Source organism: Segatella copri (assembly GCF_015074785.1).
GTDB lineage: Bacteria > Bacteroidota > Bacteroidia > Bacteroidales > Bacteroidaceae > Prevotella.
The window spans coordinates 2,742,035-2,768,144 of sequence record NZ_CP042464.1 but is presented as its reverse complement, the minus strand read 5'-3'; the positions used below and the strand labels follow the sequence as shown (position 1 = coordinate 2,768,144).

The 26,110-nt window shown below is 44.9% G+C and carries 19 protein-coding genes and 1 pseudogene; 6 read left to right on the top strand and 14 right to left on the bottom strand.

From position 1 onward, the window contains the following. Positions 1-8: 8 nt before the first annotated feature. Positions 9-374 carry a hypothetical protein gene (locus tag FO447_RS11465; RefSeq protein WP_200756431.1) on the bottom strand — a complete coding sequence of 122 codons (366 nt, stop codon included), beginning with the start codon at positions 372-374 and terminating at the stop codon, positions 9-11. Between the two features lie 149 nt (positions 375-523). Continuing rightward, positions 524-1,819 carry an ATP-binding protein gene (locus FO447_RS11460; RefSeq protein WP_118066715.1) on the bottom strand — a complete coding sequence of 432 codons (1,296 nt, stop codon included), beginning with the start codon at positions 1,817-1,819 and terminating at the stop codon, positions 524-526. A 941-nt stretch (positions 1,820-2,760) separates the two neighbouring features. On the opposite strand from FO447_RS11460, the gene FO447_RS11455 reads away from it, so the two are divergent. After that, a complete protein-coding gene (locus tag FO447_RS11455) occupies positions 2,761-3,633 on the top strand; it encodes a tetratricopeptide repeat protein (protein ID WP_118065202.1) in 873 nt (290 codons plus the stop codon). Between the two features lie 238 nt (positions 3,634-3,871). Here FO447_RS11455 and FO447_RS11450 read toward each other — a convergent pair whose 3' ends face one another. The 10 genes from FO447_RS11450 to FO447_RS11405 form a co-directional block, all read right to left on the bottom strand. Further along, positions 3,872-6,442, bottom strand: a complete 2,571-nt coding sequence (locus tag FO447_RS11450) for a TonB-dependent receptor (protein ID WP_200756429.1) — start codon at positions 6,440-6,442, stop codon at positions 3,872-3,874. 21 nt (positions 6,443-6,463) lie between these two features. Then, on the bottom strand, positions 6,464-7,114 hold the full coding sequence (locus FO447_RS11445; protein WP_200756427.1) for a DUF4974 domain-containing protein: 651 nt from the start codon (positions 7,112-7,114) through the stop codon (positions 6,464-6,466). A gap of 10 nt (positions 7,115-7,124) precedes the next feature. Next, on the bottom strand, positions 7,125-7,676 hold the full coding sequence (locus tag FO447_RS11440) for a sigma-70 family RNA polymerase sigma factor (protein WP_200756426.1): 552 nt from the start codon (positions 7,674-7,676) through the stop codon (positions 7,125-7,127). Positions 7,677-7,778: 102 nt separating this feature from the next. Next, the gene (locus FO447_RS11435; protein WP_234698996.1) at positions 7,779-9,143 is read right to left on the bottom strand and encodes an MATE family efflux transporter; all 1,365 of its coding nucleotides are present in this window, start codon (positions 9,141-9,143) and stop codon (positions 7,779-7,781) included. A gap of 53 nt (positions 9,144-9,196) precedes the next feature. Then, entirely contained in the window at positions 9,197-9,598 is a 402-nt protein-coding gene (locus tag FO447_RS11430; RefSeq protein ID WP_118190210.1) for a hypothetical protein, read from the bottom strand. A 96-nt stretch (positions 9,599-9,694) separates the two neighbouring features. Beyond that, entirely contained in the window at positions 9,695-10,987 is a 1,293-nt protein-coding gene (locus FO447_RS11425; RefSeq protein ID WP_118140951.1) for an ATP-binding protein, read from the bottom strand. 359 nt (positions 10,988-11,346) lie between these two features. Continuing rightward, a complete protein-coding gene (locus FO447_RS11420; protein ID WP_118417203.1) occupies positions 11,347-12,300 on the bottom strand; it encodes an IS3 family transposase in 954 nt (317 codons plus the stop codon). 5 nt (positions 12,301-12,305) lie between these two features. Further along, entirely contained in the window at positions 12,306-12,653 is a 348-nt protein-coding gene (locus FO447_RS11415; RefSeq protein WP_117695123.1) for a helix-turn-helix domain-containing protein, read from the bottom strand. 206 nt (positions 12,654-12,859) lie between these two features. After that, on the bottom strand, positions 12,860-14,926 hold the full coding sequence (locus FO447_RS11410; RefSeq protein ID WP_200756424.1) for an AAA domain-containing protein: 2,067 nt from the start codon (positions 14,924-14,926) through the stop codon (positions 12,860-12,862). Positions 14,927-14,992: 66 nt separating this feature from the next. Continuing rightward, positions 14,993-15,862, bottom strand: a complete 870-nt coding sequence (locus FO447_RS11405) for a PfkB family carbohydrate kinase (protein WP_117691814.1) — start codon at positions 15,860-15,862, stop codon at positions 14,993-14,995. Positions 15,863-16,016: 154 nt separating this feature from the next. Between FO447_RS11405 and FO447_RS11400 the strand changes: the two genes are divergently transcribed. After that, positions 16,017-17,675, top strand: a complete 1,659-nt coding sequence (locus tag FO447_RS11400; protein WP_117691816.1) for a putative transporter — start codon at positions 16,017-16,019, stop codon at positions 17,673-17,675. Positions 17,676-17,743: 68 nt separating this feature from the next. Here the strand turns inward: FO447_RS11400 and FO447_RS11395 are convergent, their stop codons facing one another. Further along, entirely contained in the window at positions 17,744-19,414 is a 1,671-nt protein-coding gene (locus FO447_RS11395; protein ID WP_200756422.1) for an RluA family pseudouridine synthase, read from the bottom strand. Positions 19,415-19,503: 89 nt separating this feature from the next. Between FO447_RS11395 and FO447_RS11390 the strand changes: the two are divergent. The 3 genes and pseudogenes from FO447_RS11390 to FO447_RS11380 all read left to right on the top strand — a co-directional run bounded on the left by FO447_RS11390 (position 19,504) and on the right by FO447_RS11380 (position 23,557). Continuing rightward, positions 19,504-20,489: pseudogene (locus FO447_RS11390) on the top strand (IS982 family transposase). A 131-nt stretch (positions 20,490-20,620) separates the two neighbouring features. Next, the gene (locus tag FO447_RS11385; protein WP_181975265.1) at positions 20,621-22,684 is read left to right on the top strand and encodes a tetratricopeptide repeat protein; all 2,064 of its coding nucleotides are present in this window, start codon (positions 20,621-20,623) and stop codon (positions 22,682-22,684) included. 33 nt (positions 22,685-22,717) lie between these two features. After that, the gene (locus FO447_RS11380) at positions 22,718-23,557 is read left to right on the top strand and encodes a LytR/AlgR family response regulator transcription factor (RefSeq protein WP_200756420.1); all 840 of its coding nucleotides are present in this window, start codon (positions 22,718-22,720) and stop codon (positions 23,555-23,557) included. 63 nt (positions 23,558-23,620) lie between these two features. On the opposite strand, the gene FO447_RS11375 is transcribed toward FO447_RS11380, so the two are convergent. Next, positions 23,621-25,201 (bottom strand): ATP-binding protein, encoded by a 1,581-nt coding sequence (locus tag FO447_RS11375; RefSeq protein WP_234698994.1) that lies wholly within the window; start codon positions 25,199-25,201, stop codon positions 23,621-23,623. A 248-nt stretch (positions 25,202-25,449) separates the two neighbouring features. Here FO447_RS11375 and FO447_RS11370 point away from each other — a divergent pair, with 248 nt between their 5' ends. Continuing rightward, a complete protein-coding gene (locus tag FO447_RS11370) occupies positions 25,450-25,821 on the top strand; it encodes a hypothetical protein (protein ID WP_117727359.1) in 372 nt (123 codons plus the stop codon). Positions 25,822-26,110: the final 289 nt, after the last annotated feature.

Genomic DNA, 26,110 nt, shown 5'->3' with positions numbered 1-26,110 from the left:
TCAATTATTTATAAAAATAGAGAATAAGGTGGAGCACGGGTAGATTTTACCCCCTTCGCCCTGCACAAGCAAGGAGAGCAGAAGGCACGGCGAGGGGAGAGATGGAGCACGGCGATGGCAACCCAAACCACGAGGGATGGAGCCAGATAAGGAGTGCTTTGCAATTGGCAAAGCACACAGTCGTGCATGGTATTCTGCAGGGCAGTCAGATGGCTGTCGTGATGAACATGATGGGCACAATCGGCACAATAGAAATCAGTATGAGTTCCCTGCGCTTCACCATGGTGGTGAAACGTAACGGCCAGCAGCATCGGCAGGTAAACCAATAGCAGCAGCCAGGAAATTCTGATTCTCTTATGCGTTATCCTCTGCATTTATCTACAGTCTATGATGATATTTCTAATAATTTGCTTGTCCATACAGAAATATTTTAAAGTATACTTTGCAAAAATACGAAAATATTTCTAACTATACTTCGAAATAATTCTAAAAGTTGCTTTATTTAAGGAATTTTTATGCTTTTCTATTCCATCTCCCATATCGGCATAACCTCAATCCTTATTCCGTCTCGTTCGAAGGTCTCCCGTTGGGAGAAAGTGATGATTTTACCCTGTTTGCAACCTGTAACGGAGGAGGCAGCTATTAAGCCTCCTATCTCTCGTTCTATGTTATCATCATTCAATGTCCAGCAGACTTGTATCAGCTCAGCTACACGCTCGCCCTTTTTCACAACGAAGTCGCATTCCTTCGATTCATAGAAGTAGAAAATCCCGTCCTCTTCTCCAAGTGTTCTCTCTAAGTTGAGATAAACAATATTCTCCAAAGCCTTGCCTGCATCTTCGCTCTCAGGCAATAATACGGCATTGCGCAGGGCAATGTCAGCCACATAATACTTGGCAGGAGCAGAACGCTGTTTTACCATCGACTTATCGTATTTTTCCACTTTGCGAAACATGAAAATATTGCAAGCATAGTCGAGCCACAGATAGAGGGAATCCTTGGAGACCTTTAAACCTTGCGACTTCAAGTCGTTATAAATATTGTTCACGCTAGTCGGCTTCGTGAGATTGTTCATCACACGCTTTAAGAAATAACGCACCACCGAAGGAGAAGCTCCGATATGATAATGCTCCACCATATCCCTGAAGAGCATGGTGTTGAAGTAAGATTGCAGGATTTTGACTTTTTCTATCTTGCTTTTTTCGAGAACAACCTCTGGAAAACCGCCCTCCTCGCAATAACCGCGGAAGGAGACCGCCAACTTTGCCTTTCCAGTTTCGCTAAATGGATTTGCCTTGGTGCCTTTGAACGCCAAATATTCCTTGAAACTCAAAGGATACTCGCGATATTCGTCAGGCCATCCTCGCAAAGCGGAAGCCATTTCTTCTGAAAGCATCTTGGCTGTGCTACCTGTTATATAGATATGCTTGCAATAATTCTTATACACCCGGAGAACAAAGAGCTCCCAGCCCTCTATGAGTTGTATCTCATCAAAAAACATATAAACATCCTTAAGCGATGTATCAGAATACATTTCACGATAAGCTTGCAGCAATTCATCGAAGTCTTCGGGCGACATGGAAAGAAAACGTTCATCGTCGAAGCCAACATAGAGGATGCGCTCTTTTGGAGTTCCTTGTTGTAGCAGGCGATTAATCGTAAGTCCCAATAATGATGACTTTCCGCAACGGCGAATGCCTGTAACTGTCACGATGCGGTTTCCATCCAACGGAAGTTGGGTGCTTCTCTCTTGCAAGGCAAAAGGTAATTCCTCTTGGTGCAAGGAAATGATTGACTGAAATGTGCTGCGTAGTTCCATTTGTGTACCTTCTTTATTACTGATTATTTTATTGTTAATATGTAGATACCTACACTCGGTTGCAAAGATACAAACTTTCCTTCTAAAAAGGAAAGAAATCGGTGATTATTTCCTTTTAAAAAGGAAATTTATCTGCTTTTTATCTAATCCTTGTCAGTTACATGCATAATTGAAGAGAGTATTTAAGTGGAAAAGCAAATGGATTGGGCTTGCCTTCTAGAGAAGAGGGGATTTTCTAGGGGCTGCGTTCCGGTTGTTCCAATTGTTCCAGTTGTTCCAATTAATTTTGAGTGGGTTCATATCTTTCGCTTGTCATTTCTCTTTACTTCTTTATGTTATATAATATATTGATTATTAATTAATTATATATATAATATATATAAATATTTATAAAAATAGGGGTAGAAGGGATATGCTGAAAAAATAATTGGAACAACTGGAACTGGAACGCTTCCTCTTTTTCTAGAAGGCTTATTATCAGATAGTTAATACAAAAAGTGGCATTCCAATTAATTGGAAGCAGTCTCAGTCTCAGTTGTCTCAGTTAAAAAATAAGGGGGTATCATTTTCCCCTTTTTCTCTTTCTTTCCCTTTTTCCATTTTGTAACTTGTTGATTATTAATTAATTATATATAAATATATAATATATATATAAGAATAAAAGAAGAAGAGGGGGTTCTTGAAAAACAACTGAGACAACTGAGACTGAGACGTTTGAAGCCTTTAGTAGAATTGAGAAATACTTATAACTCACTAAAAAGCAGACACTTATGGTGTTGCTAACTACCCGTCTCAGTTTATGTTTTTCTTCTCGTAATCAGAAAAAAGAAAATATTTCTTCCAAAAAAGGGGCGTTTTTCGGGATTTTATTCGTATTTTTGCCCTGTCGTTTGATACGATTTCAACAAAAACAATTCAAAACCTAAATAAACTGTTGAATTATGAACATATTGAAAAAGCTATTTGGTGGGCAAAAAACTACCGAAGAAGTGAGAGAAACGAAGGAAAAGGGCTTCGACAAGGTGAAATATGAAGGTGTTCGTGCTCTCCGCATGCATCAATTTGACCTTGCAGCCAAGTCTTTGGAACACGCTCTGCAGCTGAATGCTGAAGATCTGGAATGCCGCGACTATCTTTCGCAGGCTTACATCTCTATGGGCGATTTGCAGAAGGCTTACGCCCAGTTGCAGAAAATCTCGGAGGCACAGACTGATAACATAGCAGTATTGCTGCGTATGGCGGATGTGGCGTATATGATGGAGGATTATATCGCCATGACGGATGTGTGCGACAAGGCTCTGCAGCTGGATGCTGAGAATGTAGAGACGTATTTCTTCTATGCCAGAGCCTGCAGAGGGCTGGGCGATGCACCCCGTGCCGTGTCAATGCTGACTGAGGCGATAGGCAAGCGTGAGGATTTCTATGCCGCCCGATTGCTTCGTGGCAGCATCCTGTTGGATCAGGCTCAGCTTTCCGAGGCAGAACTCGATGCAACTTTCCTCTATGAGCATATTCCGGGCAACGAGGATGTGCTGTTACTGAAGGCTCGTGTAGAGAAGGCGCAGGGAAAGATGGAGGAGGCTGAACAGACCTACGGTAAGGTGATGGAGGTAAATCCTTTCTCTATTGATGCGTATCGCGAGCGCAGCGAGGTTCGCAGAAGTCTGGGTGATAGTGCCGGTGCTGCCGAGGATGAGGCTGCAGCCAAGGAAATGAGTGCCGAAATTCCGGAACCATCAGAGGGAATAGAGCAGAAAATAAAGGAAAAAATGCAGCAGATGGACCCCTATAAGGTTTTCCATAACGAATACTGAATAATAGAATTTCATCTTTCTAACTGGAAAAAAAATTTTTTCCAGTTAGAAAGATTATTTTTTATAACTACAAGTCGTCGTTTTCATCGTCTATAGGCGATAAAATGTGGGTGTTTTTGTCGTCTATAAACGATAAAATGCGTATTTGGATTACTGATGACATGCAAAAAGGCTGAACTTCGGGTGAGGAAGTTCAGCCTTTTGCTTATTTGTGATTTCAGGAAAATATAAAACTATTCTATCTGATACCATTATCTCTATCGCTATTGTTCAGCTTACGGCTGCCTGTATGGTATCTGCGGCCATGGCTGAAGTTGAAGCTGGCAGCAAAGACAAGCATGTTGCCCTGGTCTGCAAGGCGTACCTTGTTCTTCTGCTGCACATACTTGTTGAAAAGTTCATCCTTATACACGCAGCCATGAGGATAGAATACGAATAATCCGAGAACGCCAAACTGCCAGTTCTTATAACTGTAGGTTACGGCAAGATTGGAGGTTGGCTCTCCGCCGTTTGTCTTTTCTCCCCAAAAACTCTTTTCCACCTTATAGGCACCATAGCCAATGTTCCAATTGCCCGTCATGTACCGAATTTCTGCTCCATAACTGAAGTAATTGAACTCGTGGGAATAATCCAAACCCTTTGTCTTGACATTCTGATACTCGCACATGAGGTTCAAATCCAGATGATCCTTGATGAGGTGAACTTCAGGAGTCAACAGCAGGTGCTTGTAATCATGACTCTTCTGATTCTCCGGTTTGCTCACAAAGAGATAAGAGCCATCCTCCCGCTTTTCGGGCAAGATAGAAGTAGCTATAGGCTTGTCGTAATACGTCCAGTTTCCCTCCAGGTACACAGACATCAGCGGAATGTTCCAGGAAGCCGACAAGGTATTGTTGTAGCCGGTAAATGGCTTCAGACCGCTATTGCCGTCACGCGCCTCAAAGCTGTTGGAATATTGGCGCAACTCGCTCAAGTCGGAAAGGCTTGGGATGTCTGACGTGATTTTGCTGCTCCATTTAAAACTCAGACGGTCGCTAGCCTTTGCCTGTAAAGTTACCTGTGGTCGAAACAGCCATTTGCTGTATCCGTTCTCCCCCTGATGGATGGAAGACCTGGTTGCGCCAACTCCCACCTGATAACTGAACCACTTCTGCTGTCCCTGTAGCTGGGTGAAAAGATAGAGATTGCTGTACTTCAATTCTGTATCAGCATTACTGCTTCCCACATAGATGTTATCTGTGTGGCTGATATTATATTGTCCACCTACCGATAAAGCCATCTGTTTCCAGTTCTTGCTGTATGTTCCTTCACCTATAAGAGAGCGCTTTCTACCAGTTGCATCATAACTGTAATCGGTCAGCGGAGCGTTCTTTACAGATTCATCCGGCGATTTGTTGAACGTATATTCCCTCATACGATACTGGTAATCTGTGCCGATGTAAGTACCCACCAGGTTCAGAGCCAGGTTCTGGTCATGGGGCATGTTGAGCGAATAATAAATGTCCAGAGATGGAATCTGCTCCAGCATTTTTCTGTTGTTTTGCAGATATTGATTTGCCTTGCCGCTTTCCTGATAAAGCTGGTTCATGCCTCTCACAGGACTGTTGTGATTGTAGAAATTCAACCGTACATTCAATGTATATTTGTCTGGCTCACTAAGATTATAACCCAACTGTACATTATTGGTGGTGTATAGGAACGGAGAATCATAACCTAAATAATTGCGATGTAGAGTTTCTCCTGTGGGCAGATGATAAGTACCGAGACTCTCATAGCTTCGTTCCTCTACCGAGCGATAGGAGAAACTGTAGTTGATGCTGAATTCCGATTTCTTCACATTGTATTTGAAATAACCGTCGCTATTATTGAAACCTGCCTTGGTGCCTTGCATCGTAGAAACTCCACCCACATAACCGGCATAGCGTCGGCGGACCTGGTAGTTGATGACTGCATCCAGATTGCTGTCTCCATATTTGAGTCCTGGAACATTGATGAATTCCACCTTTGTAACTTCATCCGGCTGCAAAGCCAATACATCTTGCATGCTAGCCTTGACATCGTTGATGCGTATTTGCACATCTCCGCCCTTTAATGACTGAACTTTGCGTTCTGCTCGATTTACGATAATGGTAGGCAAAGACAAGTTGTCCAACAGATCATAACCATTGGAAGCCGTTTTCACCTGCTCTTTTGTAGGGAAGATGATTTGTCTATCTACTTTTTCTACAACCCTTGCGGCTTCAACGGTCACACCTTTCAACAGGTATGAATTCGCCTGCATCTTTACATTTCCGATACGGGCAATAGGTACCAGCTTGCAAATCGTCTTGTAGCCCACGAACGAAACCTTCATGAGGGCCTGTTTCTGCTGGCAGGGGATGACGAAATCGCCATTGGCGTTGCTCACGCCTCCACAGAGAAAGGAGGAATCCTTCGGGTTGAGCAGCTGGATGTTGGCGAATTCTACAGGAAGATTGTGATTGTCTATCAGTCTGCCTATCAGCTTGCGCTCGCTCTTGCGTATGCATTCTACCGTGATGAGGCTGTCGCCCACGGTCATCTGCATTGGATAGAAGCCGATTACCTTGCGGATGGCATCGGGAATATTGGCTGTCTTCACGTTCTGGGTAACTGTGAAATCCTCCAGTTCGTTGTAGATGAAACTGATTTTGTAGCGCTTGGAAGCCTTGTCGAGGTCGATGAGAACGTCCGACATGCTGCGGTCGTGATAGTTGCGCTGGATGTGCTGTGCGCTCATCGCCAGGGCGAACGTGCACAGCAGGAATATGATGGCTGAAAATCTTCTCATAATGATGTTGCTTTTTATTTGTTATTTTACAATCAGCTCGTTTTGCTGCAATTCGATGTTTACGTTCTCGAATTGGTTCAGTTCTTTTACGATGTTCTCGATGCTCGAATGACTGTTCCATTCGTAATAGAGGCGGAGGGTTTTGTCCTCGTTATTCTCAAACTTCACTTGTAAATCATAATAAGAAGCAATCTCTGAAATCATCTGCTCGAAAGCCACATTCTCGAAAATCTTGTGAATGGCTGGCTTTTCTGGTTTCGGATGAGTCAGGGAATCCTTTGCTGCTACCTGCTTTGCGGAATCTGATTTTATGACTTCCGGATGAGTATCTGCGGTTATCTGGGTTGGTTCCTGGCTGCGCTTGATGTAAGTATGGATTGCGGCAAAGGCAATACCCGAAATCAAGACGAAACCGGCGATGGATGCTGCCAGCTTGCGCCAGGAAGTAATAGGATGGGATGCTGCTTCCTGAAGTTGATGTTTCTGGCTGAATTTCTCCCATTCCTCATCTATATTAATAATAGGAGAGGGGTTTTCAAGTGCAGAATCCACTTCCACCATCGTCTGATAGAGTTTTCGGCATTCCTCATCCTGCAATATTTCACGAATCTCCTCATCTGAATACTTCTCCTGATGGTCGATGATATCCAGTATTTTTTCAAACTTGTCCATAATAAATCTGCTAAGGGTTAAACTTTTGCTTTAATTTTCTGATGCCTTGCGCCAGATGCTTATAAACTGCCACTTCGCTGATGCCCAATTCCGTAGCAATCTCCCGATATTTCAGTTTCTGCCGAAAACGGAGATTGAGTACTTTGCGGGTTTGTGGCGTGAGTTCAGCATCCATATAAGCCTGAATTGCCTCGTACTTTTCGGTCTCCTTGTCTATTTCGGCAATCGTCGCTTCCAGGGGAGCTATCGAAGGCGAAGTATCGGCTTTCAGAAGATGATGAACCCGGTCTTTCATCTTCTGTCGGCTCAACAGGTTGAGGCATTTATGGCGCACACACACCAGAAGATAGCTCCCGACGTTAGTGGAAGGCAGGGGCGAATTGCTGGCTATTGTCTCGTTATCAAGACCCAGTTGGGTCTTTCCGTCGAGCACATCGGCAAAGACTTCGCTCACCACATCCTTGCTGGCTGCATCATCCTTCAGAAGTACCCTGGCCAATTGGTACATCCTCAGATAATGCTGCCGGAAGAGCTGTTCTATCGTTTCTTTGTTTATTTGCATTACTTTATTTCTTTTCTTTTGCCTATATTACAATCGATTTTTCATTTTCCTAACCCTTAGCAGAATATTTTTTCTGCAAATTTTTAAAACGTCAAAAATACCCTATCGGACTTGCTCCTTCTTCAGATGCTTATAAAGCCACAGGAAGGCGGGAATGAGGAAGAGATCTGCCATGACCCACGCTACAGGGTCGCCGAAGCAGACACCCGTCCATGCCAGGGCAGGCACCAGCCAGAGACTCACACCGCATCTCGCAATCATTTCCATTACGCCACTCATCATCGAGAGATTGCTGTAACCCAGGCCCTGGATGCTGTAGCGCAGGATGGTAAGCAAGCCCAGACAAGGATAGAAATAGTTGGCTATGCGCATAAACTGGGCTGCATAAGTCACCACTTCTGCCTCGCCCTTATCCACGAAGAGCATCATCATCTCGTCTGCAAACGGATAGATGAGCAGGAAGGTGAAGACGAAATAAACCAGCATCATCCTGATGGAAGCCCTTACGCCCTGACCGATTCTATCCAGCTTCCTGGCTCCCAGGTTCTGACCGCAATAGGTAGCCATCGCCACTCCGATGTTCTCGAATACGCAGGTAAAGAGATATTTGATGCGCATAGAGGCTGTGAATGCCGCCACATAAACCGTTCCCAGAGCGTTGTTGGCACTCTGCAGCATGATGAGACCAATGGCGGTAATCGAGAACTGCAGACCCATCGGAACGCCGTTGTTCAGCAGAATGCTTACCTTCTTGTTGTCGAATTTCCTTTCCTCACCCTTCGGAATCAGAATCTGCATCTTCTTCTTGATAAACCAGATACAGAGCAGCACGGAAATTCCCTGTGAAAGCCAAGTGGCAATACCTGCTCCCTCTACACCTAACCCCATACCGAGAATCAGAATGCCATCTAGAATAATGTTGATAACGGAAGCTGTGATGAGGAAATAGAAAGGCTGTTTCGAGTTGCCCAGAGCACGGATCTGACCGGAGAGCAGATTGTAGCCTATGGTAAAAGGAATCGCCGCAAACTGCAGCATCAGGAAGATGTAGGCATCATCGAACACCTCCTTCGGCGTATTCACCAGATGCAGAATCTTTCCGCAGAAGATGCAGGAAAGAAAGGTGATGACCACGGCAAACACCACGGCGATGCGGATGCTGTTGCTTACGTAAGCCCGCATCTTGGCATAATCCCTGGCGCCGAAAGCCTGGGCGACAGGGATGGCAAAACCGGCACAGGAACCGTTGCAGAAGCCCATGATGAGAAACATGATGGAGCTGGATGCGCCAACAGCCGCAAGAGCTCCCACGCCAATCCATCTTCCCACGATGGCGGCATCGATAATGAGATACATCTGCTGAAGGATGTAACCCAAGATAAGTGGAATTGCAAATTTGATGATGGCTCGCAAGGGCGAGCCCTCCGTCATGTCATTAGTAGACTTTGAGTTTTGAGTTTTGACCATTGAACTTTATGATTAGTTTTTGTTATCCTAAAAATATAAGGAGGATGCACTCTTTATTTGAGTGCATCTCCAATCTTCTGTTTGATTTGTGCCATTTTGTTGCGGCGCTCAATGGAGAAGGTATCTCCGTGGGCTTCCACATAATCGAAGAGCATGAAAGCCTTGTTCAGGAGTTCGTCTCTTGTGGGCTGTCCCACCATATCCGCCTCGTGATAATAGAGTTCGGCAAGCATGTCCATCTTGGAGAGTCGCTTCTCCTCGTCCTCTATTCCTGCCATCGCCTTCATCACATCCTCGATGGTGGCGATGCTGTAGAAGGCGTAAGGGCCTACGTATTGATTGTAGAGTTCCTTAATCTTCTCACGTCTCACCTCCACCTCTTTCTTTTCGAGCATTCTTTCGAGTGCCGCCATAAACTCGCGAATCAACCGCTGTATGTAGTCTCGTTGTAGCATATTTTTTTATTTTGTTGTTATTGTTGCGTTATCTAATAGACTCATTGGTATTGCCATGACTAAGGCAAAGTTCAGGGAGTATTGTGAGAAGAGTTCCTAGAAACTCTCCTCTACCCCGTACAATGGAACATTCTTCATCCACTCTTGCTCCTTGTATGGCGACATGGAGAAGCGGATGGCTCGCAAGTCGGGATGGGCGTCAAAGAAGGCGCGAAGTGACTTGGAACGCAGGTTCTCTTCCGCTTTTACCTCTATCGGAGTTATCACCCCTTGGTGCTGGGCAAGGAAGTCTATCTCCAAGCGAGCGTCTTCCCTACTATAATAATAGGTGTAAATGTCCTGTTGACATAATAGCTGGGTAAGGACGTAGTTTTCCGTGAACGCCCCCTTGCTCTCCGTCATGGCTTTGTTGGAGATGAGCATTTGGGCAGGTTCCATCTCGCTCAGCGCACCCAGGAGGCCGACATCCAGGAGAAACAGCTTGAAGGCATTGAGGTCTTCGTAAAACTTCAAAGGCATTCCAACTTCTCTTACTCGGGAAATGCGATAGGTGAGACCTGCATCCACCAGCCATTGTATTGCCATCTCAAAATCCTTGGCTCGTGCTCCGCTTCTCACCGCTCCATAGATGAACTTCTTGTTTTCCTTAGCAAGCTGGGAAGGGATGGATTGCCAAACCATGCTGATGCGAGTGGCTTCATTTGGGCTGACATGCTTCGACATGTCACTACGATAAATGGTGAGAATGTTGTTCTGAACCTGTCTGACGAGAGTTGCATCGTTAGTTGCAAGATAAGTTTTCACAGCCTCAGGCATTCCCCCTACAAAATAATATTCTCTTAATATCTTGATGAGTTTATCATGAAGTAATGTGATGGTCTTCCAGTCTTTACTTTTCAATATGTTCAGCAACTGTTCTTCGTCTTTTGCCATAAGAAACTCTTCGAAAGACATAGGGTAGAGTCGAATGATATCAACCTTTCCCACTGGGGCGGATTCTCCTTGGTGCATGGCAACGCCTAAAAGTGAACCTGCTACAGCCACATGGTATTCTGGTGCGTTTTCACAGAAATACTTCAGCGAGGAAAGTCCCTTGTGAAGTTCTTGTATTTCATCCAGAATAATAAGCGTTTTGCCAGGGATTATAGGCTGTTTGCTAATGGCTCCGATAACCATTAGGACTCGCTTCATATCATAATCTTCTGCAAATATGTTGGCAATCTCAGAGTTTCCATCACAGTTGATGTAGGCAACGTGGTCATATTCCTGTTTCCCAAACTCCTGGAGGATATAAGTCTTGCCTACTTGTCTTGCTCCTGATAAGATTAAGGGCTTTCTGTAAAGGCTCTCTTTCCATGCTTTTAATTGTTCTATGATCGTTCTTTTCATCCTTACATACATTTTGAAGTTGTTAATGATGTTAATGACTTGCTGTTATGATGTTTAAACAGCTCTGTCGGTTGCAAAGATACACTTTTTTACACGATCTTCCAAATGTTTACAACACTTTTTTACACGAACTTTCATTGCATGCATACACTTTTTTACACGAACTTTCCTCGTATACTTGCATTTTTTTACACGAACTTTCCTCGTATTGTAGCAGTTCCCCAAAGTGGACACAAAAAATGATTATTAATTATTTATATTTTTAAAAGTACACATATCTATCAAATTTCGTTCCTTTTCATTTGCAAAAGTAGACAATCTCATCCATATTTGCAAGTTTTTCTTTATAAAAGTGAACATTATTCTTTATTTTTCTCATTTCCAGCCATTTTCTTCCGTTCTGTGATGAACTTCGGTGTTGCATTAGCCTCTCGCTTCCCAAAAGTGTCCTTTCTTGGAAGCTCCCCTTTATAAAACCTCTTCCTGTAATTATTTGGCGTATCATAGCCGATAGCATAACATGGTCTTTTCTCATTGTAATAATCCACGTATGCGTCCAAGGCCTCCTCGAACTCCTCTCTTGAATTACATGTCTCAATCTTGAAGTCTATGAACAATTCCTCTTTTATCCATCCGTTGAGGGATTCGTTCACAGGGTTGTCTGTAGGCTTTCCTGCCCTGGACATAGACCTCACAATCAAGGTGTCCTTTATCAGCTCATTATAGGCGAGCGAAGCATACACGCTACCTTGGTCCGTATGAAGAACAGTTGGCTCATCTGTGCCCTTCAACAGGTTGATGACATCATTTAGCCCATCAATGTACTGGTCTCTATGTCCACGTCTCTCAGCCACATGCCACGTTAGGATTTCTTTCGTAAAGACATCGAAATACATGGTCAACTCAAAGAAGAACCAAGAGTATTTGATGACTGTCATGTCAGAGACGATAACTTGTCGAGGTCTGTCTACCGTGTCCCACGTGGAATAAATGAGGTTGGGGTACTTATCCTTTACCTTACGTGGTTTGTAATGTATCTTGTGTCTCGTTTGTGACTGAATACCAAGATATTGGAAGCATTTATAAGAGAAATTGTCGCTGATACTCAACTGTAAATTGATTCTTATGTACGCTGCCACCCACCTGTAGCCATGTGTAGGGTGTTCCGAGTGTATGTCCTCAACCACACCCACCATGAACTCACGATTGATCTCACGGGATGAAGGCTCTCTTCTAAGCCACTTGTAATACCCCGACCGACTTACTCCCATCATCTTGCAGATATCCTTGACAGGATACTCGTGCGATAGCATGTCCACTATTTTGAACTCTTCATTTTTAAACGAACATACTCCGTTTGCCCATCCTCGTTCTGCCTCACCAGATATTTTTTTTTGAGCCGTTCATTCTCAATACGCAAGCGTAGGATTTCTCGCTTATACCCCTCCTTGGTTTTGTCAATGCCCTCAGGAAGTATGTTCCCAATCTCAGCATCAGCACGAGCCAACCCCTCTATGCCTGCTTCTTCATATTGCTTCAGCCACTTCTTAAAAGAAGTTTCCGAGACATTGTTTGCCCTGCAGAAATCACTGAGCTTAACTTTGGAGTTTCCCTTGAACTTACGAATCAAGAACTCCTTTTCCAATGGATTTAAATGCTTTGCCATAAAAAGTTTCCTTTCTGGTGAATACTTGACGATAAGATAACCGTGCTTCGGCAAGTTGTGTGCCCTTACGTTCGGGCTACGCCCTCTCTACAGGGCACACAACTCTATCTGCTTGCAAAGGTAATCATTTTCCATCAGTTTTCCACCTTTCTGTGTCTACTTTTTGAGGGGCAGCATATTACGTTCATGACAACCGCTTTCCCATCTTATTCATAATTATTGATTGCCTCCACATACTCCCACAGTTTCTTGTAGAAAGGATGTTTCGTCATCGTGTCCTTGTTGCCCAGGATGATGAGCTTCATTCTGGCTCTCGTCATCGCCACGTTCATGCGACGGAGGTCTTTCAGGAATCCGATCTGTCCCTCGTCGTTGGAGCGTACCAGGGAGATGAGGATCACGTCTCTTTCCTGCCCCTGGAAACCATCCACCGTATTCACGCTTATCAGGCGGCGGTAAGGCTTGAAGAATTCATACTTCTTGATGAGCTTCTTGAGATATTGTACCTGGGCACGGTAAGGCGAAATGATGCCTACATCGATTCTTTCCTCCAAAACGCGCCGTTTGCTTAGCTTGGTGAAGTATTCCGCCAGGGTCAGCAGGGTTAGCTCGGCTTCCGCCTTGTTGATGCGCCCGAAACTCTCGCCCACAAACTGCTCCTTGAAGTTCAAATCTGAATTCTGATTGGCTGCAGATACAGAAGATGAGGCAGATGCAGAATCCTCGGGAGCATCTTCCCCCTCTATGGTTATCTGATTCTCCTCGTTTGAAGTATCAATCCACGTTATCGGATGGTCATAATCCAATACGCTCCGGTATTTGATCTGAGGCGCACTCTCCACCTTGCCCCCGTAGAACCAGTCGCTGGAGAATCGCATGATTTCGTCGTTCATGCGGTATTGGATTTTCAGCAGGGTTACTACTTCCGGCTTATTTTCGGCGATGCGCTCCATCAGGGTCTTGCCCAGTCCGGCTCTTAATGCCGCAATACTCTTTACGGTAGGTGGCAGCTGACAATGGTCGCCTGCCAGAATCACCCGGCTGGCTCTCTTCATCGGAATCCAGCAGGCAGCTTCCAAAGCCTGCGCAGCCTCGTCGATAAAGAGGGTACCGAACTTCATGCCTTCCAGCAGATGATGGGCTGAGCCTACGAGGGTACAGGCGATAACACGCGCCTCGCCAAAGAGTTCTGCGTTGATGCGGAGTTCTATTTCGGCAGCACGGCTCTTCAGCCTATCCATCTTCTGATGATAGTTTCCGCTACCCTTCTTTCTGTTCTTTCTTAATTCCCTGATTGCCTTGCGGATTGCCCAAAGCTGAGGGTAATCAGCATGGCTCTCAAAGCGGCGCTCGTAGGTGAAGCCCAGCATCTTGTCGTTTACGCGGGTCGGGTTTCCGATACGTAGCACGTTGATGCCTCTGTCCACCAGTTTTTCTGATATCCAGTCTACCGCCATGTTGCTCTGTGCACACACCAGAACCTGGCTCTCGCGCATCAGGGTTTCGTTGATGGCTTCTACCAGGGTTGTTGTCTTTCCAGTTCCCGGAGGTCCGTGAACGATGGCCACATCCTTCGCCCAAAGTACCTCGTTCACAGCCCTTTCCTGGGTAGGATTGAGCCAAGGGAACTTCATCGGTTCGAAGGAAAATCTTCCTGCCTTCTGATGGGAATAGAATAAATCGCGGAGATAAGCCAGACGGTTGTTCTTCGCCTTCATCACGCGGTCCAAGGCCTCGAACATCAGTTTGTAGCTGGTTTCGTCAAAGGATAGCTGTACGCCGATAGGATCGGTTGACTGCTGAAGTTCGAGCAGAGGGGCAGAATCGGGTACGGTAATCACCATTCTGTCGCCATCTACATAACTCACGGTTCCGGTAAAGGAGAAATATTTTATACTTTGACCTTTGAGATTTGAATTTTGAACTTTATGATTAGCGTCTGAAGGGTTTTCTGACTGCTGGAGGACTGTGTTGCCCTGGTTCTCATTCTTGCCCATCTTCTTGACCATAAAGAACATGACGGGGCGACCGAACTCAAAATTGTGCTCGATATCCTGGTCAGAGGTTCGGAAAACCTCTATGGCTGTCTGGTTCAGCGAATTATAAAAGCTCTTTCCCACCTGTAGCGGGAACCAGGCATCACCTCGTTTCACCTTCCGCTGCATTCCCATCTGTTCGGTAAGCTTGCGGAAGGCTTCTTTCTCGGTATAATACTCCAACTGGAGTAATGTGCGTTGCTGCAATAATGCCTGAATTGGTGAAATCTGTTCCATAATTGGATGCAAAGTTACACCAATTCAGGCAAAAATAAGAAGATAATAGGATAAATTATCTAAAATTTATTTCATGATGCGTTCTACGTCCTGAATGGTGCGGTTGAATGGTCCGTTGTGCTCCAGTTTGATGGTACACATGGCTGCCGCAAACTTGCCGGCTTCTACCGGATTGGCTCCCTGCAGGCGCTTGTAGAGATAGCCTGCCGAATAGGTATCGCCGCATCCGGTAGCATCTACTACTTCATGAGGAGGATAGGCTGGAATGTCGTAGAACGTATCATCTACATAAACCAGCGAACCCTCGCTACCCAGGGTGATGATAACCTCGGCTACGCCCCAGGCATGAATCAGCTTGGCGGCTTCCTTCGGGTCCTTCAGTCCGGTAATGGTCTCCATTTCGGTCTCATTCACCTTCAGATAATAGGTGTTCTTGAGCACCTGGAGTTTGTCCTTCCAGTCGGTAGCGTAAACTTTCTCGTCTCTCACCTCGCGCAGATATCCCTGCACATCGATGGAAACTTTTCCCTTCTTGGCAAGAAAGGCAACCACTTCTGGCGAGAAATCATCGCTCAGCAGACTGCCCAGGTGAAAAACCTTTGCCTCTACATGCTCCAGCTGCTGGATGGTGAAAGGATCTGCCTTGGCAAGCACTCGCTGCTTACGGTCGTTAGGATTATCGCCATAAATATTCTCGAAGAAAACCGTATTGCGCGATGGGTTCAAGGTGACGTCTATTCCAGCCTTGAGCATTTTTTCAACTGGTTCCTTCTCGGTAGGATCCATCGCCGTAATGAGCGAGAAACTTACATCCTTTGGCAATTGGTTGATGGCGTAGGCAAAATAAAAAGAGGTGCCGCCAGCCATGTAAACCGTACTGCTCGGGGTCACGATTTTATCCTTTGTTACGTGCCCAATACAACAAATATCTTTCATTCTTATTACATTTTACGGATGCAAAGGTACTGCAAATCGAGAATAATACAAAAAAAAATGGGAATTATTTTGTTTTGTTCGCATTTTAATGTACCTTTGCATCGAGAAAAAGCAACTTTTAAAGTTTTATCTAGAATAGATATAAAGAAACATTATGTGGTTTGATAATTTAATCAACGTGCATTCGGCGGTGCAAGGCATCGTCATCCTGTCTTTGATTTGTACTTTGGGTCTTGCCCTCGGCAAGATTCATGTCAAAGGAATCTCCCTTGGCATAGCCTTCGTATTCTTCGTGGGTATTATAGCGGGGCATCTAGGGCTCTCTATTGACCAGAATATGCTGGAGTTTGCAGAAAGCTTCGGCCTTACCATGTTTGTGTATGTGCTGGGTCTTTATGTGGGTCCTAACTTCTTCGGTTCGATGCGTCACGAAGGCATTTCACTCAATCTCTGGAGTCTGGCTGTCATCCTGGTGGGAACCTTGTTCTCGCTCGGCTTGTGCTGGATTTTGCCAATCAGTCTGCCTGATATGATGGGCATCCTGTGTGGCGCCACGACCAATACGCCTGCCCTTGGTGCTGCCCAGCAGGCGTTGCAGCAGTTGGGCTTGCCTAGCGAAGGTGCGGCTCTGGGCTGTGCCGTTACTTATCCTTTGGGTGTTGTGGGCGTTATCCTGGCGATGATGCTCTTGCGCAAACTCTTTGTGAAACCGGAAGATCTGGAGATTCGCAATAATGATGATGACGACCATACGTCTATCGGACAATATGTAATCGTGAATCCTGCCCTGAACGGCAATACCATCGCAGAGATTACGATGATGACGCATCGCAAGTTCATCATCTCCCGTGTGTGGAGAGGCGAACAAGTGATAGTTCCTCAGGCTGATACGGTTCTTCATACGAATGATAATGTACTCGTGGTTACCAATAAGGATGAGGTTTCGGCGATGCAGATTCTCTTCGGAAAGAAGGTGGATAAGGAGTGGAATAATGATAAGGTAGACTGGAATGCGATAGATGCGAAGGTAGAAAGCCGCATTATCGTTGTTACCCGTCCGGGACTGAACGGCAAGCGCCTGGGCAGTCTGCAGATGCGAAATTCCTATGGCGTGAATGTGAGCCGAGTGCTTCGTGGTGATATCCGTCTGCTTGCTACAGATGACCTCCGTCTGCAGTACGGCGACCGACTGACGGTAGTTGGCGACCCTACGAGTATCGACCATGTAGAACAGTTTCTGGGTAATGCCGTAAAGACCCTGAACGAGCCGAACCTCGGCGCTATCTTCCTCGGAATCATTCTCGGTCTTGCCGTAGGAACCATTCCTCTGGATATTCCTGGAATGACGGCTCCTGTGCGTCTGGGTATTGCCGGTGGTCCTATCGTGATGGGTATTCTGATTGGTGCGCTGGGGCCTCGTGTGCATTTCATCTCTTACATGACGCGAAGTGCGGGGCTGATGCTGCGAGAACTGGGTCTTGCCCTCTATCTCGGTTGCTTGGGCCTGGCGGCAGGTGGACAGTTCTTCGAGACGGTGGTCCGTCCGGAAGGTTTGATGTGGGTAGGCATCGGTTTCCTTATCACGGTTGTGCCTGTGGTTATCGTAGGTCTCATCATCCTGAAGACCAAGAAGTATGACTTCGGCAGTATCTGCGGAATCCTCTGTGGAAGTATGGCGAATCCGATGGCGCTTACTTACGCCAACGAGACGCTCGACGGTGATACGCCAAGCATCAGTTATGCTACGGTTTATCCGCTCGGCATGTTTATCAGAGTGGTGATAGCTCAGGTTATCGTGATGTTCTTTGTCTGATGTTACGATGTTTTCATCTGTTTCTGCGGATTCTGTCATCCGCAGATATGAAGAAAGGCTGGTTTCGGTTAGAAATCAGCCTTTCTTGTTATAGTTATCTTCTTTCCCGTCATCGGGTGCTCAAATGTGATTTCCTCTGCATGAAGATGCAGTCTTGTTGCCGGCTCGTTGCCGTAGAGCGGATCGCCGATGATAGGGGCATTCAGACCTTCCTGATGAGCACAATGCACTCTCAGCTGGTGCGTTCTGCCTGTTTTAGGATAGAGCGCCAGGCGAAGATGGGTATCGTCAATACGCTCTAGAACCTCGTATTCTGTAATGGCTTCCTTGCCCTGTTCGCGGTTTACCATCTGTCGTGGACGGTCTAGGAAATCTGCCATTAGAGGAAGCGAGATGTAACCTCTTCCGCTTTCTGCTTCTTTCAGAATCCGGTTGCACGATTCCTTGTCTTTTCCGCAAACGATGGCTACGTACTTCTTCTGAACCCGATGATTCAGAAACTCCTTCTGCAGGCGATGATAGGCAAACTCGGTCTTGGCAATAATCATCAGTCCGCTTGTTGCCATGTCCAGACGGTGGACGATGAGCGGACCGGTAGCTTCCTGATATTTCCTGCGCATCAGAGCGTAGACGGAAGGCTGGGCTGCATCTTTCCCCGGAACCGAGAGTAAACCCTCGGGCTTATAGATGACTGCCAGTTCACGGTCTTCGTAGAGCGTTTCCACCTTATTATATATAGTAGTTTCGGTCTGTTGGGTTTCAAAGACAGTTTTAGGCAGCATCCAATGTAGTATCGGTTTGCATTTTCCGTTGCAGGCAGGATAAAACTGAAGATGATGTCTGATTTCTTCTTTCGGACTCTCTCCCCACCAGAACATCGCCATCTGCAGAGGCTTGTAGCCATGCAGGTAAGCGTATTGCAGGAGTTTCGGCTCGCAGCATTCTCCACTTCCGGCAGGTGGAATCTTAACCGCCTCGTCCTTGAAAATCTCCAGCAGATCCTTGGTTTCTCCTTCCGCATTCAGCATCTGGAATTTCGAAAACAGCCATTGCTGAAGTGCTTCTGATAGCTCTTTGCGGAGCTTTTTCGCCCTGTTCAAGTCCTTTTCGTAGTTTTCATATAGCGTTTCGTACGCCGTCTTTTCGTTTATCGACTTTTTCAGCCTCTTCAGTTCAGCCTTCATAAACTGGCTCTCTTTTATCATCGCCTCTTCCTCTTCCTGGCTCAGAGATTTTCCAGCAGAAAGGGCTTCCTGGCGCCTTGCATCTCGCTTTTCTTTCGCTTCTTTTATCTTTGTCTGATAGTTTGCGATAACTTCCTGGCGCTTTTGCTGTAAATCATCAATTAGGCTTTTTGCCTTTTTCAGGGTTTCGTTGGCTTCAAACTGTCTGATTTGCTGGTTCATTTCCGAAATCTCAGCCTCATGTTTCTTGAAATATCCGTCGGGTTGGAGATAATCGAATACGGCTGGAACAAACCCTTCCCAGTCGCTTCTGCCGCCAATCTGTCCGCTATAAGCTCTCAGATAGCCAATCTTACTGTTGTCGGCTTCTACGATAAGTACGCCGAACATCTTTCCACGATCTATTTCCTCCCGCCAGTCGTTTCGCTGTGAGAGTTCATCCTGCAACTCTCTGCATGCTTCGATGCAGAGCGGATGAGGTTCGTAGCTGAATGGATTGTTCATCCTTTCAGGTATATTATTTAGTTCTATATTTTTGAATAAATGCATTTCCATGCTACAAAGATACACATTTAAACGCGTTTTAGTTCATATTTTATATAAAAAACCTGTTGGCGGAATTAAAAAACCGCCTGAAAATTAGTATATTTTTATGGAGAAAAAAGTTGTGCATCTCGTTGATTTTTAGTAACTTTGTAGTGTCCAATTATAAAGTTATATATTTCACGCTATGCACAACTTGTATGCAAATTTCGTAAAAATTCTTGAGATATGCAAGGATTTCTCCAAAAATTTAGTTAATGAGCTAGGAAATATTCCTCGCCCAGGAGTCGTACCACGTTTTTCAGACCTCGAAGTTGTTGCTTTGAGCTTGACAGCCGAGCATCTTAGCATCGACAGTGAAAACAACTTGTTCGATAGGCTGAAGGAGTATAAGGCAGATATGCCAAATCTGATTTCTCGACGCCAGTTCAATGACAGGCGAAAGTTCACTGCGGAACTATGTGAGAAGATTCGTAAGCGCATAGCGTCAAAGATGGATGGTGCAGAAGAATATTTCTGCATAGATTCCAAACCAATAGAGGTGTGTCGCTTGTCCAGAGGCTTGCGTTGCAAGATGAAAGGAACAGACGTAACAAACTCTCCTGCATTTGGCTATTGCGCTACTCAGAAGATATACTACTTTGGGTATAAACTCCACGCTGTCTGTGGGTTAAGTGGAGTTATCCACTCGTATGACCTGAGTCCAGCTAATGTTCATGACATTCATTTTCTTAAAGATGTAAAGTTTCAATTCCATGACTGTTGCATCCTTGGCGATCGAGCTTACCTCAGTGCGGAACTACAGCAAGACTTGTTTTCTTCTGTAGGCATCAAGTTGGAAGTTCCATATCGCTTGAACATGAAGAATTGGCGACCAACATTTAAGCCTTATGCTAAGGCGAGGAAGAGAATCGAGACAAATTTCTCTCAACTTTGTGATCACTTCATGCTCTTCCGAAACTATGCTAAGCAAACACTAGGACTGTTTACCCGAATCATCGGGAAAATCAGCGCATTTACAGTCTTGCAATATATTAATTATGTAAACAACAGACCGGTTGGCAGGGTTAAGTATGCGCTAAATTAATTCCGCCAACGGGTATAAAAAATGAGTTTTTCAGTTATTTTTTTGTCTATTTGGATTTTTTGTTGTACTTTCGCAACTGAAACATAAATTCATTTAAATAGTCTATCATGGTAAGTGTATATAGAAAGATAATGACGATGCAGATTAAGAACGGACTGTGCCTTCTGTGGCTATTCGTTCTGATGCTGCTGTTTGCCGCTTGTTCTCATCGGCAGAAGGGTGATGAGTCGTGGCATAAAGATATCGATGAATTTGTGTCCGGTCACCAATCTCTCATGCAGAGTCATCCTGATTCGATGATCATGCTGATAAGAAATTTCAAATGTGAAGGTAATCCCGATAAAAGCGATCAATGGAAAAAATTATTAATAGCTAAATGTTATTATATGAAGGGGGCTGATGCCCAATGCCAGTCGTTGATAGATTCGGTTAACGCTTATTGCAAACAAACTCCTGACAACAGAATTCTTTCTTGTGCTGATAATCTGCAAGGCATACTTTTGCTGGTTTCCGGCAAGAGGAAGGAGGCTTTGAATTATTATGAGAAAGCTTATCATGAAATCATGAACCTTGACAGTTGCGGCGAGGCGATTGATGTATGTATCAATATTGCCGATGCGTCCAGACAGATGGGTAAGCTGGCGGATGCTTCTTCCTGGTATCGCCGTGCCTATTTCCTGGCAGATTCTCTGAATCAGCATGAAGCCCAGAACAGTATTCTCTCAGGACTGGGACAGGTTTATAATGATTTGCAGAACTATCAGCTGGCGCATCATTATTTCCAGAAGGCTGAACGCCTGTATCCGCCAAAGAATCCGAAAGATGTTCATTTCTTTTACAACAGTTGGGGAAATGTGTACAGCAGTCAGGAAAAACCGGCTGAGGCTCTGAAATGCTTCCTGAAGGCTCAAAAGGCTACACGGCAGATGGAACAGCCCCTGGCAACGGCTATTGTTGATGCTAATCTCGGACAGACTTATCTGGAACTCAACCGGTTGGATTCTGCACAGAAATATCTGACTCTTACCACGAAATTCTTCTTTGCCCAGCCCTCCATGCAGAGCGATGTACAGTTCTATGTGGATGGGTTGAATGCATCTCTGGCTCTGAAGCAGGATAGTCTGGCTAAGGCTACTGAGATTTTGAACAAGCCATACGATCTCTCCAAGATGTCGCCTAATTATCTTTACCTTTATCATAAGGGACTGGCGGCTCTTTGTGAGCGCAAGGGACAATATGCCAAGGCTCTGCAATATCAGAAACTGATGAATCAGTACGACGATTCGCTCCGTAACGCTACGATGGTTTCGAATGTTCAGGAGAATGAATTGAGATTCAAGCAGGATACGGCCATCGTTCGCCGTGATTTATCCCTTAGCACCACGCAAGCAGAGGTAAGATCCTTTAGAGTCATCCTGCTCCTGATTATCGGCTTGCTGGTAATGAGCGTATTGGCTCTCATCGCTTTCCTCCGTTACAAATGGTTGCGCAGCAAGCATCAGCATCATGAGGAGATGAACCGGATGATGGCTCTGAAGATGGAGAATGTGCGCAATCGTTTCCCGCCTCACTTCGTGTTTAATGTGCTCAATATCTTTGTCTCTAATCTTCCGAAGGAAGTTGATGTCAAGCCGCTTCAGCTCCTGATACAGGTACTGCGTGCCTACTTGCTTTCTTGCGATAAGATGGCGGTAAGTTTGGAAGAGGAACTGCAGATGGTGACGAGCTATTCTACTCTTCGCCATGAAACCAATCCGTTCCTTCCGATGCCTCAGTTCCATGTTGCCAAGGATGTGGATATGAAGCTCATGCTGCCGTCTATGATTATCCAGATTCCTGTAGAGAATGCTTTGAAACATGCTTTTGTGGGAATGAAAGAGACGGAAGATAAGCCTTTGCTGGATGTAAACATCTGGGTTGAGGACGATATGCTCCGCATAGATGTTACAGACAACGGATGTGGAGTTTCGGGTACCGTTGGCAAGAAAAAGAAAAATTGTGCTGCCAGTACGGGAACCGGATTGAGAATTCTGAACAGTACCATCGAAATGCTTAATGCAAGCAACGAACGCAAGATGTTTTTCAAGATGCAGAGCAACAGAGGAGCATCAGAAGAGAAGGGTGGTACCAGGAATAGAGGAATATGTGTAAGTATCGGAGTTCCATGTAATTACGATTATAATGTCTTTAAGTAAGAAACTTTTCATAAGAATTTAAAACGAAATAACATGCAAGATAGAATTAAGGTTGTGATTGTGGACGATGAACCACAGAGCATCCACAGGTTGCAGGATGATTTGGCAACTCTGGAAGATTTTGAGGTGATTGCCACATCCTCTTCGGCGGTATCGGCAAAGAATCTGGTGATGAGCATACAGCCCGATGTGCTGTTCATCGATGTTGAAATGCCTGGACAGACGGGTTTTGAGGTGTTGCAATCTCTGAGAGATGAAATTCCGATGGAACTTATCGTAGTATTTTACAGCGCCTTCGATAAGTATATGATTGATGCGCTCAGAGCCTCTGCCTTCGATTTCCTGTTGAAACCTTATCAGCAGGATGAGTTTGAACTGGTGGTAGACCGAATCCGGCAGAAAATGAAAGATGGAGATGATGTGGATGAAGATGCTTCTTCCGTTCCAGAGTCCTCTTCCTGTTCTTCTGAATCAGTCTTGGCTTCTCAGAAGGCTCAGGATTTTTCGGGAATGAATGGGATGCTGGGAACAGCAGCCAAGCGTCTTGCCATTCAGACCATTTCGGGTTTATTGATGTTGAAGCCCGATGATGTGTTCAGTTGCACTTTTGATGAGGTTACTCATCTTTGGCAGTTGAAGTTGTCGAATGGGCAGGTTTATAAATTGAAGAGGCAGGTCACGGCAAAGACCATCCTTTCCATGTCGCCTTCTCTGGCTCAGGTGCGTCAGGATTGCATCATCAATCTCGATTATCTTCTCTGCATCGAGAATTATACGCTCCGCTGCATCTTTTCTCCTCCCTTCGACCAGGAAGAAATCACGGTTTCCCGCCGCTGCTATAAGGCGGTAAAGGATCAGTTGGAGATATTGTAGGAATCGGAAAAAAGAAAAGAACGTGCAAAATATAGTTTTTGCACGCCCTCTTCTTCTATGTTTTTATTCTTCAGTAATTCCCCAATCCAATAGCCCTTTGCCTTCCTCGTCCAGTTCGATGCCGAGGCCTATCACCTTTCGCTTGTTAACCATGAAAGGCTCCAGGTATTTTTTATTCAGTATCTGCTGGATGGCAGCCTTCTTTCCACCATTGTTTTTCAGTTTCAGTTCTATCACGTAGATGTAGCGTGAAGTTTGGGCGATGAGGTCGATTCTTCCTGTTGCAAGCATATGCTCTACCTCCACTTTCAGACCGATGGCATTCAGAATAGTACTGATGATGAGACGGTAGCGCTCTTCCATATCCATCGAGGCAAGTTTCTTGTTGCTGTAAGGCACATCGGCAACCAATGCTTTCAACGTTTTCATGGCATCTGCGATTTGCCCGGTACCCAATTGGCGGAACAGACTGCCTTGCAGACTGATAATATCGCTTTCTGATTTCATGGTCAGGCTTGGCAGTACAACCTCGTAAAGAGCTTGTTTCACTTCCTGATTTGGGAAACCTAAGAAATAGCCAAATTCATCGCTCGACTTGATGGTAAGGTATCCCGTCTGATAGAGAAAGAGTTCGGCACCACCATTTATTACGTCAGAACTCTCAAGAGTCTTGCGTAAAATCGGACAATTTTCGAAATTCCGTAAGCGCAACTCCATGTTATCTACAAACTTAGGTAGCATGGAGGTAGCTCCTGATGAAACCCAGAAACAGCTTAAGTCTTGTGTGTCGAGCGCGTTGAGAAGACTGAAAGGATTGTAGATGTCCACCATGTTTCTGCGACTGAAATGGTAGCCATCGTAGTAATCCTTCAGATTATCATGAGTTTGCTGCAGGGTCCACTCGTTCACTTCGGCCATTCTTTCCAGTTCTGGCTTGAAGTTTTCCCCGATTTCTTCTTCTGTAATACCGCAAATGGCAGCATATTCTGGAAGGAAACTGATATTGGTCAGGTTGTTGAGTACCGAGAAAAGAGAAATCTGGGTAAACTTGGTGATACCCGTAATGAAGACGAAACGTTGGTACGCATCATCAGCTTTCAAGATGGAAAACACGCTTCTATATACTTCTGTGCAACCCTCATGCTCGGGAGTTTTCCACGAGTGCTGGAGAGGAGAGTCGTACTCATCGATAAGAATGGCAACCTTGAGCCCTGTTTGCTCATAGGCGGTTTTAATGATGAGGTCGAAGCGGTTTCCTAGTGAATCTGTTGGTTTGATATGGATGCCATATAATTTCTCATAAACATCAAAAGTTCGATCCAGGTATGCCTTAACTTCATTTGCAGTCGCTCCCCCTCGGCTCATGTCGAATCGAATAACCGGGTACTGTTTCCATTCCTTCTCCAACTCCATGATTTTCAGTCCTTCGAAGAGCTCTTTCCTTCCTTCGAAGTAAGCCTGGAGTGTATCAACAAGCACAGACTTACCGAATCGGCGAGGACGGCTCAAGTAATTATACTTTAAACCTTGGTTCGCCAATTTCCAAACCATGTCAGTTTTGTCAACATAGAGGTATCCTTCCTCTCTGATAACATTGAAAGACTGTATGCCTACCGGCAGCTTTCTGCATTCATTGTTTGCCATAATCTTTTCTCCTATTCCTATCTTTAGCCGCAAAGATACGGCTAATTTTTGAATCATGCAAGTTTTTGGCAATTAAAAAGATGTAAATAGATACCTGATAAAAGAATATATTGTACATGCTCTAGAAAAATGCATTTTTTCTTGGTTTTTTCACGGAAAAAACTTACTTTTGCACCATAATAGAGGAGAATTATAACAAAAAGGTGGAATGATTTGCTTATCACCACAACATTTAAACCCCATTAGTTATGACGGAAGATATTAATATGTTGACATTCGATAACTTTATTCAAAAGATTAAGTCTATCAAGACATATCGCAGTAACGCCAATAAGGAATACAAGGTAGTTAAGGTAAACAAGACCGCATTGGTACTTAGAGATCAGCGCACTAAGGCTGATTTTGAAGTACCAGCAGCCCAAGTATTCGCTGCCATGAAAGAACTTGGTATTGAAAACTGCACGGTTCTTAAAATGCGCCAGTATGTAGGAACACATGCTGCACCAGCCTCTGCCGCCCTCATCTTCTGGGCTTTCGGACGAGGACAGGTTCAGGCAGCAATAAAAAAGTTTGCCGATTTGACGGTTAGGATAATAAGAGAACAGCAAAAACGGAAATAGTAAATCTGGCAACCTGTACGGTTGAAAGCGCTTCTATTGACAATATATACGCAAGTTTGCTCCACGCGCCCTGGGCTAGGAGCTTTTGAGCCTTCAGCCCGTACTTGAACCACATGCGAAAGTTCTGTTAATAATTGATTGTAGATTTTACGTCTCATAACTTCCTGGTATTCTTATTGTTGCACGTATCCTAGCTTTCAAAGGGCTAGATTTTACACGTTTCCTAGGTTTTGTAATCTTATATTTTACACGTTTCCTAGGTTTCCGTAGGTGCAAAAATGCACATTTC

Excerpts from the sequence above, each read along its gene's own strand:
- FO447_RS11465 (WP_200756431.1), bottom strand. The coding sequence starts at position 374 with ATGCAGAGGATAACGCATAAGAGAATCAGAATTTCCTGGCTGCTGCTA.
- FO447_RS11460 (WP_118066715.1), bottom strand. The coding sequence starts at position 1,819 with ATGGAACTACGCAGCACATTTCAGTCAATCATTTCCTTGCACCAAGAG.
- FO447_RS11455 (WP_118065202.1), top strand. The coding sequence starts at position 2,761 with ATGAACATATTGAAAAAGCTATTTGGTGGGCAAAAAACTACCGAAGAA.
- FO447_RS11450 (WP_200756429.1), bottom strand. The coding sequence starts at position 6,442 with ATGAGAAGATTTTCAGCCATCATATTCCTGCTGTGCACGTTCGCCCTG.
- FO447_RS11445 (WP_200756427.1), bottom strand. The coding sequence starts at position 7,114 with ATGGACAAGTTTGAAAAAATACTGGATATCATCGACCATCAGGAGAAG.
- FO447_RS11440 (WP_200756426.1), bottom strand. The coding sequence starts at position 7,676 with ATGCAAATAAACAAAGAAACGATAGAACAGCTCTTCCGGCAGCATTAT.
- FO447_RS11435 (WP_234698996.1), bottom strand. The coding sequence starts at position 9,143 with ATGGTCAAAACTCAAAACTCAAAGTCTACTAATGACATGACGGAGGGC.
- FO447_RS11430 (WP_118190210.1), bottom strand. The coding sequence starts at position 9,598 with ATGCTACAACGAGACTACATACAGCGGTTGATTCGCGAGTTTATGGCG.
- FO447_RS11425 (WP_118140951.1), bottom strand. The coding sequence starts at position 10,987 with ATGAAAAGAACGATCATAGAACAATTAAAAGCATGGAAAGAGAGCCTT.
- FO447_RS11420 (WP_118417203.1), bottom strand. The coding sequence starts at position 12,300 with ATGCTATCGCACGAGTATCCTGTCAAGGATATCTGCAAGATGATGGGA.
- FO447_RS11415 (WP_117695123.1), bottom strand. The coding sequence starts at position 12,653 with ATGGCAAAGCATTTAAATCCATTGGAAAAGGAGTTCTTGATTCGTAAG.
- FO447_RS11410 (WP_200756424.1), bottom strand. The coding sequence starts at position 14,926 with ATGGAACAGATTTCACCAATTCAGGCATTATTGCAGCAACGCACATTA.
- FO447_RS11405 (WP_117691814.1), bottom strand. The coding sequence starts at position 15,862 with ATGAAAGATATTTGTTGTATTGGGCACGTAACAAAGGATAAAATCGTG.
- FO447_RS11400 (WP_117691816.1), top strand. The coding sequence starts at position 16,017 with ATGTGGTTTGATAATTTAATCAACGTGCATTCGGCGGTGCAAGGCATC.
- FO447_RS11395 (WP_200756422.1), bottom strand. The coding sequence starts at position 19,414 with ATGGAAATGCATTTATTCAAAAATATAGAACTAAATAATATACCTGAA.
- FO447_RS11385 (WP_181975265.1), top strand. The coding sequence starts at position 20,621 with ATGACGATGCAGATTAAGAACGGACTGTGCCTTCTGTGGCTATTCGTT.
- FO447_RS11380 (WP_200756420.1), top strand. The coding sequence starts at position 22,718 with ATGCAAGATAGAATTAAGGTTGTGATTGTGGACGATGAACCACAGAGC.
- FO447_RS11375 (WP_234698994.1), bottom strand. The coding sequence starts at position 25,201 with ATGGCAAACAATGAATGCAGAAAGCTGCCGGTAGGCATACAGTCTTTC.
- FO447_RS11370 (WP_117727359.1), top strand. The coding sequence starts at position 25,450 with ATGACGGAAGATATTAATATGTTGACATTCGATAACTTTATTCAAAAG.